Genomic DNA, 17,625 nt, shown 5'->3' with positions numbered 1-17,625 from the left:
ATCGGAATTGTAGAGATGCTGCACATCGACCAACTCAGATTCGGATGGAGCACTCCCATCCCGCCCTACATCATCTCAGTCGCCGGATCGGTGCTCGGGCTTCGCTGCACCCAGCATGCCCTCTCATTCAACAGATCCGGCCGTTGGCTTTTCGCCGCTGCTATCGCATTGGGTGGCTGCGGAACGTGGGCCATGAGCTTCATCGCGATGCTCGGATTCGGAATTCGTGGCACCAGCATTCGCTACGACGTTCCGACCACTCTGCTCAGTACAGCGATCGCCGTCCTGGCGGTCTGGGTCGGCCTCTGGATTGTTCTGCGCCGGCGGCAGAAGTTCGCGCTGCCCGCACTCGGCGGGATCATCACCGGGTTGGGCACGGCCACTATGCAGTACGTCGGACTCCGAGCGATCCGTAGCGGCGCACAGATCGATTACAACGCTGCTCTCGTTGCGGCGTCGATCGCCCTCGCGGTCATCGCGGCCACCACTGCGCTGTGGTTCGCCCTGCGGGTACGCGGCTATCTCGCAACTTTCGGCGCAAGTCTGATCATCGGTGTTGCCGTGTCCGCAATGCATTACACCGCAATGCTGTCCATCCGTGCCCACGCCACAGTTTTTCCCTCCCCCCACGCAGGCGTCCGGTCCCTCGAACTGCTCGCCCCGCTCATCACAATCGTCGCCGTGGTCCTGATGACCTTGACCGTCGTCGTCGGTCTCGCCGAGGTCGTCCCCGCTGATCTGCGAGATGCCCCGACCTGGCCGGACCGCAACCTGGACGCTACTTCTCATTCGCGGAGCGGGAAGTGATCGCGATCCTGCGTGCCCTCGATCTTGGCGTGCATGAAATCGCCTGTCGGATAGGCCGTTCGCCGTCGACGATCTCCCACGAATTTCGTCGAAACGCCGCGACCCGAAGTGGGTATCTGCACTACCGGGCCACGACCGTCCAACGGCATGCTGATCGACGCAGCCGCCGCCCCAAACCGGCCAAGCTCGCGGTGAATGACGATCTACGTCAGTACGTGCAGGACAGGCTCTCCGCCACGATCGCCACCGCAGAGGGGACACTGGTGCTGGGCCCGAACCTGCGGTGGATCGGACGCCGTCACGGCCCCCGCAAGGACCGAGGGTGGGCGAATTCCTGGAGCCCACAACAGATCTCGAACAGGTTGCGAGTGGACTTTCCCGAGGATGAGGCCATGTAAGTCTCGCACGAAGCGATCTATCAGTCGCTGCATATCGAAGGCCGCGGTGGGCTGCGCCACGACTGGACCGCATGCTTGGGCACCGGCCGCGCCATGCGAGTCCCCGGGCCTGCAACCGCAGACCAAGCAAGAAGTTCGCGCGCCCCGAAAACCTCAGATCGGTATCCGGCCGGCAGAAGTCGCAGACCGTGCTGTTGCCGGACAATGGAAGGCGACCTGATCATCGGCTTGGACAGCTCAGCGATCGGCACGCTCGTCGAAGGCACCACCCGGTTCACCGTGTCGTCGAGCTTGTCGTCGGTCGCGCTGCAGTGGCCCTGCGGACAGAACATCACCATCGCTACCATCCACGTCCAAGCCACCCACCAGCGCGCAACCCACGACCCACCCACTACGACAACACCACACTACGCATCGACATCCACCGCACCGACCAAGCCACCGCCGAGACACTCGCCGCCCGATTCGCCGCCACATGCCCCATCTACAACACCATCCGCCGCCGAGGCAGCCCCATCGACCTCATCGTCCACACAAACCCTTGACTCGACCGCGAACTGCAGTGATGGGTCGCGCACAATTCAGCCATCCAACACAAGGGTCACCGACTCCCAAACCGTACCGGCGAATGATCTGGTCAAACGGCGCGGGGCCCTAGGCGCCCAGCTGCCGTCACGTGACATCAACTGCTGAGGACACCGCCATCAGCAAATTGGACTTAAGAGCTCTATCGGGTTTGGTTGCTGAGTCGTCGCCAGCAGATCAGGGCTGCGGCGAGGTCGAGGAATCCGTGGTGGATTTCGGTGCGGCGTTCCCATCGGATGGCCAGGCGCCGGTACTGGTGGAGCAGGGCAAAGGATTGTTCGACGATCCAGCGGCCGGTGGTGACCCTGTCGCGGGTGCCGCGGCGGGGGATGTAGCCGGTGATATGTCGTTGCCGCAGTTGGGGAATACACGCTGGGGTAGTCGTATCCCTTGTCCGCGATCACCGGTGGTGATCCGATGCCTGGGCCGGCCCGCACGCCCGCGCAGGGGTGACCCGGTCGAGCAGCGTGGGTAACAGCGGGTGGTCGTTGACATTGGCGCCGAGGGCGCCGCCGCGAGGGGGGATCCGTTTCCCGCGGGTCAGGATGTGGTGCTCGGGACCGGTCTTGGCGCGGTCGACCGGGCTCGGACCTGTTGCGGCGCCCCTAATTCTTCGCCCGCACGTGCGAGCGGTCGACCATGACCCGGTCGAAGTCGATCAACCGGGCGGCGTGGCAGCGGGCGAGCACGCCCCTGAGATCTGTTCGAATGCCCCGGCGGCCTGCCAGTTGCGCAGCCTGCGCCAATAGGTCATCGCGGAACCCGAATCCCAGTTCCTGGGGGAGGTCTTCCCACCCGATTCCGGTGATCAGCACGAACAAGATCCCCTGCAGCACCGGACGGGGGTCCATCTGCGGCGGTCCCGGTGTTCGGGCCGGTTTCACCGGCAGTAGCGGTTCGAATTGCCGCCCACAACTCGTCATCCACGATCCACGGTGCTGCCACACCGAAACATCCTGCACTGCAACGGAACCCGATCCAAGCTCAGAGAACCTGTTAGGAGCTCTAAATGAACAACGGCGGCGTTGGCAAGACGAATCCCACGATCGCCAGCGCAGTCAGCAATCCACGACGGGTGCCGAAATTCTGGCTGGGCACGGCATGGGAAGCGCCTGCTCACTCTGCCGGCGCCCTCACCGAAACCGGATCGGCAGCCTCTTGCGCGATCTGTTCGGCGGCCAAACCCAACAGCACGGGGCGTAGGTCACCGTGGCGATACGGCCTTTACTCATCCCCGACTATCACCCATGATCGGGATACCAGCAAGAATCGGTCGAGTTCATCACAATCCCGGCGTCGCCACGACGCGACCGACGTGCGGCCCTGGATACCAACCGGGTCACACGTCGGGTGAACGATCGCTCAGGCCGCCCCGGCCAAGAGCGCGACGGCCAGCCCGGTGAATGCCGTCGTACAGGCCACGTCCATGACTTTGGTGAAGCGGACCGAATTCGTCATGCGCCCGAGTCGTCCGGCACCGACCACGATCATCCCCTCCCAGACCACCGCGAGCGCGATGAAGATAGTTGACAACACCAACAACTGGATTGCCGTATTGCTTGCATGCCCGAGGAACTGGGGGAAGAACGCCACGAAGAAGATCAGCACTTTGGGATTCGTGATATTGGCCAGCAGCCCCTGAAGGAACGGCGACGGTCGCTGGTCGACCCGCGTGTTCGTTTCACCCTCAGTTGTCGCCATGACATTCGACGGACGGAGCACCGCTCGGAGGCTCGATACCGCGAGATAGAGCAGATAGGCCGCGCCGAGGTACTTCAGCGCGGTCAGCGCGCCAGGGATTCTGGAGATGACCAGACCGATACCGGAGATCATCATCGTCGCCTGGATCACGTTCCCCAGATGGATTCCGCCGAGTGCCTTCAAGCCTGCAACGACTCCCTCGGACACCGAAACTCGCAGCAGTAGAAAGACATCCGAACCAGGAACCAGGATGACGATCAACGAGGCAACGGCGAACGATGCGAGCGGGACCGGATCGATCACAACGCACCCACTCGAACGAGAGCGTCGGATTGGTTGGGTGTCGCGCCGATCCCAACCATGACGCGATCGGCCAACCGTCCCAGCGAGCTCAGGTTGGGGAAGCCGGGACCCTGGCGAAGCGCGGACAGGTTCGGCACGAACACTTTCGAAGGGAATCCGGTTATCGCCAGGTCGTAGCCGATCGAGTCCTCTACTGCAGAGGCGGTGAATGCCCCGCCTACGCAGGCTGCCAAATCAGCTGCCAGCGAAGCGGTCAGGACTGGAGCGAACCACAGCGGATCTCCGCCGCGCGCATCGATCACATAGTCGGCTTCGAGGTAACCCACTGCGGCGTCCGCCGCGTGAATCTCGGCCACGACGCCAGTCAGAGTGTCATCCACGGAGTGGACTCGGCCGTGCACATGTCGATGGATCCCATGCGACGAGATCATGTTCTGTACATTCTGCGAAAACACCGCACGGTCGGTCCGCCTGATGAACTCCCGCCGCTGATCTACACTGAACTCTCCCCACCCCTGCGGCTCGCTGTAGAGCTGATTCTCGAGATAGGATTCACCGCGGGAGTAGATCGTCTCGGTCGGCGAGATCACGACAATATCGGCAGGGCGAGACTTCTCCACCAGACATTTGGTAATCGAGGCGGAGGTCTCGCCCGACCCGACGATGATGATCCGCTTTCCGAAGAACCGTTCATCTTTCGACTTCGTCGTCCAGAAGTCGTGAACAGGAAGGCACGCCGGCGACAGCGGCGTGCGGTTGCGCCCGAAACCTGTGAACATGATCGCCTCGCCGCGAACCGCTCCGGAGTTGGCGAGGTAGACCTCGAATTCCCGGGTACCACCGGAGCGGTCGATCGAAATCGCCTCACCGTGTACGACATCGGTCTCGATCCGGCCTACCGCCCACTGCATGTACGCAGCCCATTCCTGATGGATAGGCGCCGGCGCCCCGCGGTCGATCCATTTCGAATACTGACCTGTCTGGGCGAGATACGATCCCCAACTGAGCTTGAACATCTCGGCGGTGACCGGATGATCGGGCGGAAACTCATCAGTACCATACGGGAACCCGAGATCCTTGAGCGGGCTCGTTCCGAGCGACTGACAGCCGTCGGTCCATCCACCGTCGCGTCGCCAGTTGTTCGCGACCTCACCTGCCTCGACAATCGTCACATCCGGGGCATCCATTCCGGCCTGCCGCAGCGCATAAGCCTTCGCCGCGACGGCAATCCCCTTCGGCCCAGCACCTATCACTACCAGTCGGTCAACCAACAAAGCACCGCTCCAAATCTACTACTCGATGAGACTCTGCTTTCAATCGTCACAGTATCGAAATAGTGAGCTCCTACTGCCCCGTCTCATCGGCAAGCAGATTAATATTCCGGAAACAGTTGTCAGCCATTCCGGATATCGTCGTCCGAAAGGAAAATATAAATCCAGCCGTGCGCTCGGAAACCAGAAGAGCCTCGGATCTCCGCGATGCTCAGCGGCGGTTTCCGTCACCGCGGATCGCGCGACCGCTCGGTAATCCGCTGCAGCGTCGAAGAATCAGATGTATCAATTACCAACGTATCGGACGAATCCGTGGCGAAAGCCATTTCTCCCCATGACGTGGCAACGATCAGGTAGATCCGAGCGGGCGCGTGCTTTGAGTCGATAGAGGACTTCCGGCAGCGCACCCACACCGCCGCCGATCCGCTCAGATCAGCTTCTGCAAGGGTGAAGGCACATCTAGCCCCATCTGGGCCAGGGCATTGGCGTGGAAGGCCTCGCCGGGAACGTGGATCATGTGTTGAAGTCCCACGTGCGCGTCGCGCCAGAATCGCTGTAGCGGGTTGTTGCGCCGAATCGCGTTTCCGCCGGACCGCGCGAAGATCTCATCCAGGGCCGAGACCGCCCGCCAGGCACAGCGGATCTGATTGCGGCGGACCATCGAGCGGTCTTCGATCGTCACCGGCGTGCCAGCCGCGACCAGGTCATACATCGCGCTGATGCCGTCGATGAGTTGCACTCGCGAGGCAGAGATCTCGGCGGCCGCCTCCCCGGCAGCGTAGAGCACGTAGGGATCATCTCGCACCTGGACCGCCGTCGAGGTGACCCGGTGGCGTTGCAGGTCCAGGTGCGCGGCCAGCGCGCCCTCGCACATCCCGATCACCGCTGCGGTGATCCCGACCGGAAACATCGACGAGTAGGGCAGCCTGTACAGCGGCTCGGCCAGCCCGCGGGCTTCGGCAGCGGCCCCTGACTGGATCGTGTCCTGTCGGATCGTCCGATACGAGGGGAGGAACGCGTTGGTGACGACGATGTCCTTGCTGCCGGTGCCCGATAAGCCGATCACATCCCACGAGTCGCCGATGATCGTGTAGTCCGATCGGGGAACCACCACGTGCAGCATGGTGAACGGCAACGCGGGCATTCCGGTCCCATCGCCGAGAATGGCGGCCAGCAGGACCCACTCGCAGTGGTCGGTTCCCGAGGAGAAGGGCCACTGCCCACTGAGCATATAGCCGCCGTCGGTGGGATCGGCAATGCCACAGGGCATGACCGGTGAGCCGACCCACGTGTCGGGGTTGTCTGCCCAAATCTCTTGTGCCAGACGTTGATCCATTTGCACCAACTCCCACGGATGGATGCCGACGACGCCGGCCACCCACCCAGCCGCCCCGTCGTGGCGCGCGAGCGCCATGACTGCTTCGGCGAAGTCCCGCGGATGGGCGGCGTAGCCACCGAACGGGGTCGGCGCCATCAGTCGCATCACCCCGACCGAGCGAAGCAGGTCGACGCTCTTGGCACTGAGCTGGCCGAGTTTCTCGTTTTCCTCGGCGAGCGCAGCCAGTTCTGCCCCAACCTCATTGATGCGATGGACCACTTCGTGTGCCACGTCGCACACCTCCTGTCTGATGCTTGGCTCATTGCTGGTGCGTCGCCGCAGTGGCGAACTCGACGATGACTAGAGAAATCGGGCTTCTGTCGGAACTGCGCCGGGATCAGCTGCCTGACAGCTGTGTGGGCGCGGCTTGGGGGACGTGAGTTGTTTCGCGGGGTGAGGTAGTTGTCGCGTGGTTATGCGGCGGGTTTGATTCGCGCTGCCCGGCGTGCGCGCCTGCGGTCGCGCACGCGGATGACGAAGGACAGCACGCTCGCGATCGGCCTGGGCAGCTCGGCATCGGGGACCATACCCATCTGCCGCCCCATGCCCAGCTGGTCGGCTTCCTGCCACCCTTCGACGATTCGACCGTCGCTGATCCGCACCATGCTGATGGCGTAAAGTGTGGCCACCCGGCCGGTCGCGGGAAATCCGTTGAACACTCCGGCATGGGTGGCGGTGGAACTCCAGCGGATCACCACCAGGTCGCGGTCGGCGATCATCTCGTGCACGTCCAGCGTGAAGTCGGGCATGCCGGTCCTGACCACCTCCATCGCCGCACGCATGCCTTCGCGGCCGGGCGGGAATTTCCCCTCCCGGATCTGGTCGTGGAACACCACATCGGGGTCGACGATCTCCTCGGCGAAGCTCCAATCCCCTTCGTTCCAGACCCGTTTGATGTATTGCTCGATGAGGGCCTTGTTCTGTTCAGCCGACATTGAGGGTCTCCTTTTCTGCGATCGCGGGAGAATGCAGGGTGGCGTGGCTGCGTGCGTCGAGCGCCAACAGCGGCGGTGTGACCTTCGCTCCGAGGGTGCGCAGAATCAGCCCGTTGGCCTTCGGGCCGAGCGGACCGCCCCATGCGGTGGCGGCACCGATCTGACGCGACGCGAGCACCAGCGGCAGCGTCACCTTCCGGCGGGCGCGTTCATAGCTGCGCAGCGCCGCGATCGGAGCGCCGCGGCGCGCCCACTGATCGGCAAAGACGACACCGTCGGTCAGCGATGTGCCCGCGCCTTGGCCGAGGTCGAAGGTCATGGCGTGGGCAGCGTCGCCGAGCAGGGTGACCCGTCCCGTGCCCCAACGCATCAGCGGTGAACGGTCGAAGGTGTCGCGTCGATGAATCGACGAGGGTTTCGTCGCCGCCAACAGCCCCGTCACGATCGGGCTCCAGCCTCGGAAGAACCTGGTCAGTTCTGTGTAGTCACCGAGATGGTCGCTGTCGGGCCCTGCGGGTCCGTTGCGGACCGCCCACCAGCACACCCGGCCATCCCCCAGATGGAAGAAGGCGAAACGTGCCGCCCGCCCGTGCAGAATGCGGAACACACCGACCGGTGCGCCGCCGTCGGTCTCACTGATCCCGGACCAATGGGCGTACCCGGGATGGCGCGGCGGAGTCAATCCGTGCAGATGCGCGCGCACCCGCGATTGGAGCCCGTCCGCCCCGACGAGGACGCTACCGCGGGCCGTGCGCCCGTCGGTGAAAGACGCGGTGACCCCGGAGCTGTCCTGCGACATCGCCGCCATTGTCGAATTCAAATGCAGCACATCGGTGCCGAGTTCCGCATACAGCAGGTTCAGCAGATCCGCCCGCCGGATCGCCAACGGCGTCACATCCTTGGCGGCAATACGCGACGCCATGTCCACGCTGTAATGTGTGTTGTCGAGTTCACTGCACATCTCGAATCGATCGACCCGATGACCGACTGCGATTGCTTTATCGAGCAGTCCGAGTCGGGCCAGGGACATGACGCCCGCGTACCAGAGCACGTAACAGCCACCGTATTGCGTGCCGCGAGGACTTCTGGCTTCATAAACCGTGGCGTCGAAGCCACTGTTGCGGAGCGCGATCGCGGCACTGGTTCCGCCGATCCCTCCGCCGATAATCAAGATTTTTCCACTATCCGACCGCATAGTGCCTCCGAAGAACACAAGGCCCGATTGTCGGGCTCGTCTTTGCGCCGATTTGCATCCGATCAAGAACCGGGCCCATTGGCCTGCGATAGGCAGTTTCGCACTGCCGGGCGTGGTCCGCATTCGGGTGCACGAAAGTTCATGTGTCGTACACGATTACGTCGCTGGATTCAATTACGGCGAAAATGCGAAATTGCCGCATCGGCACGATTTGCCGACCCGGTAACCGCTATCTGGTACGTATGCCTAGGCGCTCTCCCGATCGCGACGCCGAACTGGTATCGCCTTGGCGGCTGAAACCGTCGCGCCGCCACCAGCGAGGGTGTCCGCACGGACATCGGCGGCCATCGCTGAGCCCCCCGGTTGCTCCGCGTGCAGGCTCTGCGGCGTCGTGCGTCGGGCCGACATCGACCTCGATGGTGTGTTGCCGGGTGAATTCAACCTTGAGGTCGACACGAAGAGTGTCATCGGGCTTCCTGTAGAACGGTGTGCCATGTCTATGGAACATCGTTCTACAGCCTGGTTCGGGCAGAGTCAAGTCACCTCATGCGTTCAGACGCCAGCGGGAGGTGAGAGTGACCGGGCCGCCCGTCGCCGGGCACTCCTACTCCTGCTGATCGGTGGGCGAATTTCGGGTGAGTTCCCCATCGCCATCCCTGCTGGCGCTGCCACGATTGCGGTGTCGGGTGTCATCTCCTGCAGTGCGGGGGCATGTGTGCGGGACGGCCATGTAGGCGCGCAGTACAGCGCGTGCATGACGGCGGAACGGTTCGTCGCCTGTCGTGCCGCGAGCTACCAGGATCCGGTGGACGCGGTAGCAGAACTCCGGCTTGCTGATGCCGAAGGTGGTGAATATTTCTTCGGCGGGCGGGCCGCCGAACGGCTGCCAGGTGAGGGCGAAGTCGATCAGGGCCTGTTCGTTGCTGTCCATCGAGATGAGTCGTTTCCTGAAGGTGTGGCCGATCAGAGCGGGACGAGGCCGATTTGAGCGCAGCCGCGGAGTAGAGTGTGCAGGCCGAAGGCTTCGACGGACCGGCGACTGCGGAGGTCTGCTGCGGGCCGGTGAGCAGCTGCTGGGCGGCCCAGGCGATCAGTCCCCGGTGAAGATCCTAGACTAGATGCTGCGCGTCCTGCCCGGGATATCCGCCGCGCCTGCACCATCTTGCGCTCGCCCTCCACCTCCGCGAACGACGTCAGATCGTAGGCGCGGATGATCTCGTCCTGGTGCTCATACCGCGTGGCCGGGTGGTGCGGGTGTGCCGACTTGAATGCCCAAAACTGGACTGTCGCAACACTTTCCGCGAACAATGTCCGGCGTGTTGGAATGCTACCAGCGTCGAACCGCGCGCCTGAGCGTCCCGGTCTGGCCGGTGGTGCGGGAGTTGGCCGGCCGCGCCGGCATTCGACTGCTCGCGGCACTACCGGCCCGGTTGTCGCGTCACACCGCGATCCGGATCCGGTTGCCGATCCCGCCGCCACATCGGTCGACACCGAAAGCGTGTCCGAGAAGTTGGCGGACCAGTGCCGGTGGTGCGCCGTTGTTCAGCAGCGAGGTGGTCAGCGTCGCCCGGGTCTGGTGCGAGGTGACCGAGCTGAGCCCGAGGCCTTCGAGCCATCGGTTGAACGGCTCGCGAAACGTGCTCGAGGAGACGAACAGTGTCAGGTCGTAGTTGATGTTCGTGCGGGGAAACAGCGGCATCTCGCGGTCGCAGCTGGCTTCCAAGCGAGCGCGGCCGCGCTCGTCGAGGCCCCGCCAGGTCGTCGCGGTAACGGTGGCGCAGTCTGGCCCGAGTGATCTCCCGCCGTCGGAGCAGAAGGCCGCACGTTCGAATCCTGCCGAGGGCACAAGGGAATTAGGCCTGACCAGTACAGCAACAGGGTCAGGGCCTTACTTGTGGCCGAGCACTGTATCCAAACATGTAGCCTATGGCCCGGTTTCGCTCGACAGCTTCCACGGAGGTCGGCGATGAGCGGCAACCGATCGAGGCAATCATGGAAGCTGTCCTACGCCCTCACCGAGCGGACTGGTGTCGAGGTCCGCATCGAGTACCACGGGGCCCGTCGGGACTCGTACGGCGGATGGCATATCCAATGGGGCGACGGCCCGACCGCCGAAACGATGCGCGGCCACGTCGCCACCCTGGCCGGACAGTATCCGGCCATCGCGTCGGCGCATCTGGAGTACGTCCGGGGCTACACCGACCACAGCCAGGCTGTCGCGCTGCTGCTCTGGCTGAACGCCAACCCTCGCGAGATCCCGTTCCTGTCGAGATGGTCGGTGATCGAGGCACACAACCAGACCGACTATCCCGGTCCAGCCGAGGAGAAATGGCAGCAGCGGGGACGAGCCCTCCAGGCGCTCGGCTCCTCGTCCGGCATGGTCACACGGGGACCGTCGACACACTCCGACGGCACGTCGGCCTCAACTGGGTCAAGACAATGGAGTGGCTCGACGGTCTCGCCGCGGATGGTCGACGGCTGACGGTCGTGAAGTGAGATATGTCACGGCCTGAAGTAGCGCAGCTACGCGGCCTCGCCGACGCCGTGCGCGAGACGGACGGCGCCGGACTTGAGGACATATGGGCTGAACAGGGGGACACTGGGACGCGCGTCGCGCTGGAATCCTCAGGCCAGCGCGGCGCGCCCATTTCGACGAGGGGCGACGATGCGGGCGCCCGCTACTGATCCGAGTCCATGGCGTCCGGAATGATGTCGACCCAGGTAAGTGGGATGACATCGACGCCGGGCTCATGCGAGAGAGACTCGAGCGTTTCGGCGCTGACGGGCTCGTAGTCTCGGACGGGCCAGAATCGTCCGTCGCTCAGACGGCGCTCGACGTGCTGCCAGCGTCCGGTCATGTGCAGTACCCACAGATCGCCCCGGGCGTCGCGGTAGATGCCCGGCTCGGTCGGGAGCGTCATCAGTCCTCGATTCCCGCGAGGTTCGCCAGCGCACGCAGTCCGTGTGTGGCGCGCCGCTGCTGAGCGCCGGCGGTATGGATTGCGGTCTTCACGGTCATACTGGCGCGGAAGTGCTCGGGCGCCAGCGCGTGGGCCTTGTGGAGTTCCTCGATGGCGTCGTCGGGGCGGCGGTTGAGCAGGTGCGCGCGGGCCACGTCGAGGTGGAAGTGCGTGTGCCGCTCGGTCGCCATCTTGTCGGGCAGGACCGTTGCGCGTGCGACTTGAATCGCCTTGCCCCCCTGTCCAAGATCGACCGCGGCGGCGATCTGGTGAAGCTGGACATTGGCAGGGCCCACGGTGGTCTCGTAGACGACGCGGTTACCGACCCCGGCAGCGACACGGGCCGCTTCGTCGAGGTGCTCACGCGATCCCGCGCCGTCGGCCAGTGTCGCCGAGATCGTTCCGGCCCGCATGTGTAGCGCCGTCCACACCGCTGCGGCGTCCTGGTCGCTCGCGATGAGCGGCTCTATTTCGGTCATCGTTCGGTCCAGCAACAGCATGGCTTGTTTCCCAGCGCCGATGCGGGCCAGCGCGGCAGCGCGCAAGTACTGCGTGGTCGCAAGTAACAGCGGGTCACCACTGCGCCCGGCCGCCCACTCCATCCGGTCCATGGCGGTAAGGCTGAGATCCGCGTAACCGAGCTTGTGCGCCAAGGTATTCGAGGCACGGTAGGCGTCGGCCAAGAGCGCATAGGCGGGCTCGCCATACTCGCGTCCGGCCAGTAGCAGCTGCTCCACAAGCTCGGGCAGGGCGCGGCCGATCTTGCGGTACTTGGTATCCCGTCGCCAGCGATTGAGGTCGGCCACCTGGGCGCGCAAGGACTTCAGGGGTGCCGGCGGCTCGTCGGTGGTGAATAGATCGACGGATGCGAGGGCGCGGCGGATGCTGGGCACCAGCTCGTTCAGCTGCCCGGGCTCGTCCTGCGGGCCGCTCAATGCGGTGGTGTCCACGCCGAGCGCTTCGGCGAGAGTGCCGAGCATCTGCGAGGACGCCGAGGCATGCCCCTTCTCGAGCTTCGAGATCATGCTGACGCTCACGTTCGCCTTCTTCGCCAGCGCCACCTGAGTCATGCCACGTTGCTTGCGGATCCGCGCGACTTGCGCCCCGGCCAAGTCCTGTTCCTGCATGCGCCTCACGCTACTGCCGGATAATGTTCGACGGGAACGTGGTTTGAAAGTTTTTTGAAAGTTCACGCCCTTGACTGTGCCTACCGTCACAGGTGCGGCCCCGGCGGCGGGTGCCCGGCCCTTTAACCACCCCGCCGCCGGGCTGCCGCCTCCACCGCCAGATGATCTCGCGCAAAGGGGGTTTCGATGCTGACGATGCCGATCGGCCTGCTCATCGCCGCGCTCATTGCGATCACGATTGGCGCCGTTTACCTTCCACGGAGGTGAGGACATGCCGAACATCCACGCTGTCATGGCCAACCAGTGGGTTGACGACTGGTGCGACCGTTGGTGTATCGATGAGCTGGACCGCAAGCGCGCCGAGGGGATCATGAAAATTCACGCCACGTGCACACCGCCCTGCCCGAGAGTGCTGGCCGCGCGCCAGTTCTTGGAGCGACACGGGTACATCTGACGATTCGTGCCCACCTGAAGCGGGGTCATGGACGCTCGGGGGCGGTAGCTGTAGCGTCACGGCCACGCTCACGAGTTGCTCGTATGGCATTGCGAGACCCGGGTCCACTGAGCGTGAATCCGCGCTAACAGCAACACGTTTCAGTGAGGAAGTCATGACCGGACCGCAAGAGCCGCCCCATAACCAGCCGTATGCTGGCCAACCGCCCTATGGTCAACCGCCATACAGCCAGCCCATGTACACCCCGCCGCCCGCTCCGAAGAAACACAACCCGGTGCTGTGGATCATCTTCGCAGTCATCGGTATCCCGATTCTGTTCTGCGGCGGCTGCTTCGCTCTCATCGGGAACAGTGCCAGCAGCAGCTCGCACAAGTCGACCACCACCAGCACGCCGACGCATTCCGTCACGCCGGTCTACACATCGGCATACACACCACCACCAGCGCAGACCACTGCCAAGAAGGCACTCACACTCACCGACGAGGAGATAGCCGACGCCGCGTACATCCTCGCCCTGGATTCGGAGAAAATTCACTACAGCACGAAGGCGGCGGCTATCAAGTTGGCGCACACGGTCTGTGATGCTATGCGGGAGGGCGCGAGCGAACTTGCCGCAGGTGCGGCCATTGCCGCGAACAGTCCCTACACGCTGTCCGAGGCCGGATACATTACCGGGGCTGCAATCGCGGCGTACTGCCCTGAGTTCAAGTAGACGGGCTGGCCCAGAAACAATGAAAACGCGCCCCGGCCGACGTGGGCCTTTTCGCGTTCGACCAGTGACCAACGTCGGTGACGATTCGTGCCCATTCCCTGACGGGTTGCTGACATGGATCGCTGAACCGGGAAGGATCGGTGCGACGCTCCCAGCTGGAAGTATCGCGGCGTGTCAGTGCCGCGACGGGGGGTCATTCCGAATCGTGCGACACGAAAGACACTGGGTATGAAGCATATTGCGCGAGCTGTGGTGTCAGGCGGAATCGCTGTGGCGGCTGTGGGCCTCGGGGCGGGCCCGGCGAACGCAGGCGAAACCGGAACGATCTACGGCCGCAAGGCATGTGAGGAGACCGTGAAGATGTACCGGGAGATGGGGTACAACGCACGCTGCAACCACATTGGGGGCGAGAGCTATTACGTGCACTACGACCGGCCGAAGCCGGGGTCGCGCCCGTCGACGGGTAGCGCTGGGTCGAGCTAGCCGATGCAAGCCCGGACTAGACCGGGAGGAGTGAGACATAGATGGTATTTCCGAGCTTCAGTCCCAACGAGATTCGCATCTGGCGCGGTCCGATCAACCGATTGACCGAACGTGAGACTGATCCGGCGCCGCTGCTGGAGGTCGATACGATCACCGACAAGGGTAGGACGTTCACTCGCGCTGTGAAGGTCAAGAACGTCACTGTCGCCCGTGATCCGGCATATGGAGGCGAGCGGCGGATCCTGGTCGAGTTCGAGCACCACGAGGTCGAGCCACGTTCATACGCCCCGGACGATGAGGTCACGGCACACCGGTTCATTGTGAACATCCCCTGACCTGAAGCCAGTAGAGCGCCCCGGCCGAGGTAGGGCCGGGGCACTCGCGTTCGTTGGTGAGTTGCTCTAGGCTGCGACGAACTGCAGGTAGTGTCCTCGCTAGAGATCGTCGAGAGAGTCATACCCATCGGCGCTCCCCCGTTACCTTGGCTGCGCTGGCGGCCGATGTCGGTGAGCATCTGCCGGAACACGGTCGCCTGCTGGCGAGCCTCGGTCAGCGCCGAGTCGATCTTGACCTCGAGGACGGCGTCGTCGCCTCCCCGCGCGGTCACCAGGCGGGCCCACAACTCCTCTTCGCCGCGGACCAGGCCGTCGAGCCGGTCCTTGATCCGGGCCGCCTCGAGGATGAGCGCAGACAACTCGGCCGAATCGCCTGTCTCGCTGAGCGATTCGAACAGTGCAGCGCCGCCAGAGGCGAGATCGTGGTCCATTCCCCACCCCCTCGGCGCCGGAGCTCCGGCCCCGCACAAAAAATTCCTGACTACCGCAAGGTGTCCCGAAAAGGGCTGTGCGGCAGCGAAGACCGGCGGCGCTCACAGTTCGGGACGGTCCCACGCTTCGGTGTGGGACGTTTGATGCCCCGAACCGGGCGCGCGCGGAAAGGGGGTGCGCTCGGCTCGCAGTTCGGGGCGGTCCCGATTGGCGCGGACTCGGCGGGGAGGGCGAGTCGGCTGCCTGATCAGGACGTTGGGTTGCAGAGCGCAGCAGAAGTTCGATTGACGCGCTGCAGGTTTGGGGAATGAGGAAGGCCGCTCACGGATTCCGTGGCGGCGTCCACTCCGTCCGATAGTCCGGGTGCTCGGCCCAGATCGAGGCGACAGGCAACAGAACATCGTTCTCGAACTCAACCTGCTGACTCGCGCTGATCAATGCGGCACCGAACTCCAGCACCACTCGCAACGCCGCGCACTCGCGCAGCACTTCGCGCGGGCTCGGCGCTCCGGGTGCGAAGCTGGACGAGAGCGCCAGATCTTCGCCGGGCCGCCGGACGGATCGGACGCGCCGCCGGGTGAATCGGACCCACTGGTAGTCGAGGTCGAACTCGTCTGGTGGGAAGAACGTTGCGAGGTCGAGTGCCTTGTTCGCCGCCGCTGCTCGCTCGGCTAGCCGGGCCTCGATGAACTTCTCGATGGTCACGGTCCGACGATCCTCACATCCGGACGCATCATCTTGATTTCATCGATCGGGTCGACTGTGGTGTGATCTAGCGGCGAGAGTCGCTTGACCGCGCGCCGCACCCCATACGAAGGCTCTTGTGCGCCGAGCCAGAACAGAACCTTCTCCTCCGAGTTGAGGCCCTGGGGAACCTCCAACGCTGCGAGATCCGGGAACTGCTCACGCAGAGACGCCTCGCATTCGTCAGCGAAGCGCGGGAGCTGGTGGGTCATGGGGTTGTCGCCAGTCATCCAGCCGAGTAAGTCACATAGGCCGTCGACATGGCGCGGTGAAACAAGATGCCCCGAGATGACGCTCAGGATGTCTCCGATATGGAATTCCTTGGTCTCGCCGCTCATGCTGCTGATCCTCCCAGGTCGAAGAACTCCTCGCCGGTTATGCGGCAACAGCTTCAATCTGGTCTGGCTCCAGGTTGAATAGCAGCACGCTCGTGCGCGCCGGCGGCGCCCCGTTCTAGGTGGTCACCTGCCCGAAGATGTGGCCGTACAGCTGTTCTCGCGTGCGTCCGTTGACGGGCACGACACCCGAGTTGGGTGCAACGTTCATGCCGTTCAGCCCCAACCATTGCACAGTGATGATGTAGTGCATGCGCTTCATGCGCCCGCTCCTCCTTCGGCTATGCGCAGCGGACAGTCGATGCCGACCATCTCGCGGGGCTGCTGCTCCTGCTCGATACGCCGCCAGTCCCGCTTCTCCGCTGCACGGCTACCCGTCCATTCCGTATGGCACTGGCATGACCGGCCTGATTTGCGGCTGCGCATCATGCCTGGCATAGCGCCTTCCTCAGCTTCGTCCAGTTGCGGCGCGTCGTGGCTGGCATAGCGGTTCCTGTTGGTGATGCGCGTTACGCTTTCGGTGCTGGCTGATCCGGGTCCAAGCAGCCGGGTAGGTCAGACGTCACACTCGCTCCGGGTCCCGGAGCGCGGTCCTGGTCTGAAGCCGCTCCGACAGGGGCGGCTTCAGTGGTGTTCAGGGCCGGATCGCCGGGCGGCCCTTGTCTCGGTCCAGGCCTCGCGCCCCGCAGCGCTATCCGGGCACTTGGTAGCCGACCGGCTTCTACGGTCGTCGGGATTTGATGTCCCGAACCTCCGCCGGCCGATCCTCTTGATCAGAGGCGCTGTGACAGCACGGCAGGCACACGACGGGGTTTGGGACGTGAAATGCAGCGCGCGGCAACACCACCCGCGTGCTGCCGGGAAGTTCGGTTGACGCGCTCCAGGTCTGGGAAATGTCGAAGGCCGCGCACGGATTCCGTGGCGGCCTTCATGATGTGGTGTTCGCTGCGCGGAAAGTTCACGTGCTACGCGCTCAGCGCAGCACGAGGGGTGTCCGTAACAAGATCAGTCGGGTCGTCAGCAGCGGTTTCGTGCCTCAGGTACATGAGATGCGGGCTTATTGTCCGCCGGTCTGTGGTCGGCGTATCTCCGCGGCGAGTTCACCGGATGGGCACCGCAGTCCGCTATTGTCTCCCAGCGCCAAACTGGCCGCACGCACGGGAGACAACAAATGCAGTGGCTTCACTCGCTCTATCAGTTCGCGAATGCGCACCCGGTCGGCGTGACGTTCTTGGGTTTCGCCGTGACGATCTTCGCGCTGCTGGTCACCACTGTCACCCAAGAACGTCGGTACTCGTACGACAAGGAGATCGAACGTAGGAAAGAGCAGCGGGCACCTATCGCGGCCGTCCTTCAGGAGCTTGATGACTTCAATGAGCCTTTTTCATCCTCGTGCGGCGTGAATTTCGCGGTCCTGCAGAACGTGGATGGCCTTGGCCAGTGATCCGGCTCGGTGCGGGCAGCAACGCA

General features: G+C 63.9%; 19 protein-coding genes and 2 pseudogenes. 8 read left to right on the top strand and 13 right to left on the bottom strand.

From position 1 onward, the window contains the following. The first annotated feature begins 15 nt into the window (after window positions 1-15). Entirely contained in the window at window positions 16-807 is a 792-nt protein-coding gene (locus tag ACWEKS_RS43820) for an MHYT domain-containing protein (RefSeq protein WP_452345623.1), read from the top strand. Continuing rightward, window positions 777-1,487 (top strand): annotated as a pseudogene (locus ACWEKS_RS43815) (transposase); the annotation flags it as partial. The gene ACWEKS_RS43820 and the pseudogene ACWEKS_RS43815, both read left to right, overlap by 31 nt. A gap of 908 nt (window positions 1,488-2,395) precedes the next feature. Here the strand turns inward: ACWEKS_RS43815 and ACWEKS_RS43810 are convergent. From ACWEKS_RS43810 to ACWEKS_RS43785, 6 genes are all read right to left on the bottom strand, one after another. Beyond that, complete coding sequence (locus ACWEKS_RS43810) at window positions 2,396-2,713, bottom strand: transposase (protein ID WP_452345622.1); 318 nt, start codon at window positions 2,711-2,713, stop codon at window positions 2,396-2,398. 439 nt (window positions 2,714-3,152) lie between these two features. Beyond that, on the bottom strand, window positions 3,153-3,794 hold the full coding sequence (locus ACWEKS_RS43805; RefSeq protein ID WP_452345621.1) for a LysE family translocator: 642 nt from the start codon (window positions 3,792-3,794) through the stop codon (window positions 3,153-3,155). Further along, window positions 3,791-5,065: a SidA/IucD/PvdA family monooxygenase gene (locus tag ACWEKS_RS43800; protein ID WP_452345620.1), complete on the bottom strand. Its 1,275-nt coding sequence runs from the start codon at window positions 5,063-5,065 to the stop codon at window positions 3,791-3,793. Before ACWEKS_RS43800 ends, ACWEKS_RS43805 begins: the two co-directional genes overlap by 4 nt. 427 nt (window positions 5,066-5,492) lie before the next feature. Beyond that, a complete protein-coding gene (locus ACWEKS_RS43795) occupies window positions 5,493-6,674 on the bottom strand; it encodes a hydroxylase (protein ID WP_452345619.1) in 1,182 nt (393 codons plus the stop codon). A 182-nt stretch (window positions 6,675-6,856) separates the two neighbouring features. Beyond that, a complete protein-coding gene (locus ACWEKS_RS43790) occupies window positions 6,857-7,378 on the bottom strand; it encodes an ester cyclase (RefSeq protein ID WP_452345618.1) in 522 nt (173 codons plus the stop codon). Then, window positions 7,368-8,696 (bottom strand): FAD-dependent oxidoreductase, encoded by a 1,329-nt coding sequence (locus ACWEKS_RS43785; RefSeq protein WP_452345617.1) that lies wholly within the window; start codon window positions 8,694-8,696, stop codon window positions 7,368-7,370. Before ACWEKS_RS43785 ends, ACWEKS_RS43790 begins: the two co-directional genes overlap by 11 nt. Window positions 8,697-9,327: 631 nt before the next feature. Between ACWEKS_RS43785 and ACWEKS_RS43780 the strand changes: the two genes are divergently transcribed. Then, window positions 9,328-9,561, top strand: coding sequence for a hypothetical protein (locus ACWEKS_RS43780; RefSeq protein ID WP_452345616.1), 234 nt, complete (start codon window positions 9,328-9,330; stop codon window positions 9,559-9,561). 260 nt (window positions 9,562-9,821) lie between these two features. After that, window positions 9,822-10,069, top strand: a pseudogene (locus tag ACWEKS_RS43775) (ISL3 family transposase); the annotation flags it as partial. Here ACWEKS_RS43775 and ACWEKS_RS43770 read toward each other — a convergent pair. Continuing rightward, a complete protein-coding gene (locus ACWEKS_RS43770) occupies window positions 10,012-10,272 on the bottom strand; it encodes a tyrosine-type recombinase/integrase (RefSeq protein WP_452345615.1) in 261 nt (86 codons plus the stop codon). The pseudogene ACWEKS_RS43775 and the gene ACWEKS_RS43770 sit on opposite strands and share 58 nt — an antisense overlap. 267 nt (window positions 10,273-10,539) lie before the next feature. Between ACWEKS_RS43770 and ACWEKS_RS43765 the strand changes: the two genes are divergently transcribed. Beyond that, window positions 10,540-11,055, top strand: a complete 516-nt coding sequence (locus ACWEKS_RS43765; RefSeq protein ID WP_452345614.1) for a hypothetical protein — start codon at window positions 10,540-10,542, stop codon at window positions 11,053-11,055. 196 nt (window positions 11,056-11,251) lie between these two features. On the opposite strand, the gene ACWEKS_RS43760 is transcribed toward ACWEKS_RS43765, so the two are convergent. Together ACWEKS_RS43760 and ACWEKS_RS43755 are read right to left on the bottom strand one after the other, a co-directional pair. Next, window positions 11,252-11,494, bottom strand: coding sequence for a hypothetical protein (locus ACWEKS_RS43760; protein ID WP_452345613.1), 243 nt, complete (start codon window positions 11,492-11,494; stop codon window positions 11,252-11,254). Beyond that, the gene (locus tag ACWEKS_RS43755; RefSeq protein ID WP_452345612.1) at window positions 11,494-12,660 is read right to left on the bottom strand and encodes a helix-turn-helix domain-containing protein; all 1,167 of its coding nucleotides are present in this window, start codon (window positions 12,658-12,660) and stop codon (window positions 11,494-11,496) included. Before ACWEKS_RS43755 ends, ACWEKS_RS43760 begins: the two co-directional genes overlap by 1 nt. Before the next feature lie 271 nt (window positions 12,661-12,931). Here ACWEKS_RS43755 and ACWEKS_RS43750 point away from each other — a divergent pair, with 271 nt between their 5' ends. Both ACWEKS_RS43750 and ACWEKS_RS43745 read left to right on the top strand, forming a co-directional pair. Continuing rightward, window positions 12,932-13,114 carry a hypothetical protein gene (locus tag ACWEKS_RS43750; protein WP_452345611.1) on the top strand — a complete coding sequence of 61 codons (183 nt, stop codon included), beginning with the start codon at window positions 12,932-12,934 and terminating at the stop codon, window positions 13,112-13,114. Between the two features lie 235 nt (window positions 13,115-13,349). After that, entirely contained in the window at window positions 13,350-13,826 is a 477-nt protein-coding gene (locus ACWEKS_RS43745; RefSeq protein ID WP_452345610.1) for a DUF732 domain-containing protein, read from the top strand. A 499-nt stretch (window positions 13,827-14,325) separates the two neighbouring features. On the opposite strand, the gene ACWEKS_RS43740 is transcribed toward ACWEKS_RS43745, so the two are convergent. The 4 genes from ACWEKS_RS43740 to ACWEKS_RS43725 all read right to left on the bottom strand — a co-directional run bounded on the left by ACWEKS_RS43740 (window position 14,326) and on the right by ACWEKS_RS43725 (window position 16,417). After that, complete coding sequence (locus tag ACWEKS_RS43740) at window positions 14,326-15,075, bottom strand: hypothetical protein (RefSeq protein ID WP_452345609.1); 750 nt, start codon at window positions 15,073-15,075, stop codon at window positions 14,326-14,328. Window positions 15,076-15,397: 322 nt separating this feature from the next. Continuing rightward, the gene (locus tag ACWEKS_RS43735; RefSeq protein WP_452345608.1) at window positions 15,398-15,781 is read right to left on the bottom strand and encodes a DUF6221 family protein; all 384 of its coding nucleotides are present in this window, start codon (window positions 15,779-15,781) and stop codon (window positions 15,398-15,400) included. After that, entirely contained in the window at window positions 15,778-16,158 is a 381-nt protein-coding gene (locus tag ACWEKS_RS43730) for a DUF7736 domain-containing protein (protein ID WP_452345607.1), read from the bottom strand. Before ACWEKS_RS43730 ends, ACWEKS_RS43735 begins: the two co-directional genes overlap by 4 nt. Window positions 16,159-16,273: 115 nt before the next feature. Further along, window positions 16,274-16,417, bottom strand: coding sequence for a hypothetical protein (locus ACWEKS_RS43725; protein WP_452345606.1), 144 nt, complete (start codon window positions 16,415-16,417; stop codon window positions 16,274-16,276). Between the two features lie 909 nt (window positions 16,418-17,326). Between ACWEKS_RS43725 and ACWEKS_RS43720 the strand changes: the two genes are divergently transcribed. Further along, complete coding sequence (locus ACWEKS_RS43720; RefSeq protein WP_452345605.1) at window positions 17,327-17,599, top strand: hypothetical protein; 273 nt, start codon at window positions 17,327-17,329, stop codon at window positions 17,597-17,599. The last annotated feature ends 26 nt before the right edge of the window (window positions 17,600-17,625 follow it).

The organism is Nocardia sp. NPDC004711 (assembly GCF_053601595.1).
The sequence above is the reverse complement of the archived record's forward strand: the minus strand, read 5'-3'. Positions and strand labels throughout refer to the sequence as shown.